Source organism: Deinococcus multiflagellatus (assembly GCF_020166415.1).
Lineage (GTDB): Bacteria > Deinococcota > Deinococci > Deinococcales > Deinococcaceae > Deinococcus > Deinococcus multiflagellatus.
The window spans coordinates 1-687 of the sequence record NZ_JAIQXV010000074.1; the positions used below are offsets into that span (position 1 = coordinate 1).

The 687-nt window shown below is 60.6% G+C and carries 1 protein-coding gene; it reads left to right on the forward strand.

The window, feature by feature from the left end; translation table 11 throughout:
* A partial coding sequence (locus tag K7W41_RS23370) for a non-ribosomal peptide synthetase (protein ID WP_224612952.1) occupies window positions 1–687 on the forward strand: 687 nt, incomplete at both ends.

Consider the following 687-nt stretch of genomic DNA (forward strand, 5'->3'; position numbering starts at 1 on the left):
ATCGGGCGTGGCATTGCGAACACGGAGCTGTACGTTCTGGGTGCGAGACGAGAGCTTTTGCCGATTGGGCAGCCGGGCGAACTGTATATCGGCGGTGCGGGGGTCGCCCGCGGATACCTCAATCGGCCCGAACTGACCGCTCAACGCTTCGTCCCAAATCCATACGGGTCCGGCACCTTGTACAAGACTGGTGATCTCGTGCGCTACCGCAGTGATGGGAACCTGGATTACCTCGGCCGGTTGGACCATCAGGTGAAGGTGCGTGGATACCGGATTGAGCTGGGTGAGATCGAGACCAGACTCACAGACCACCCGGCGGTCCGTGAGGCAGTGGTGGTGGCGCAGGAGTCGCAGGACGGTAGCAAGACCTTGGTCGGTTACATCGTTGGGGAACAGGACGTCTCGATCACGGGGTTGGGCAGGTACCTGGAATGCCACTTACCGGCTTACATGGTGCCGGCTGTGCTGGTTCCTTTGGAGGCCATGCCGCTGACACCCAACGGCAAGATTGACCGTCAGGCATTGCCGTGGCCGGTCGGTGGTGAGACGCCAGGTGTTCCTGGAGAAAATGAGCCACTTAGTGCGCTGGAGCAGTCGGTGGCGAAGGTATGGATGGACGTGCTGGGCGTGGAACGGGTTGGCCTGAACGATCATTTCTTTCATCTCGGCGGCCACTCGCTAAAAGCC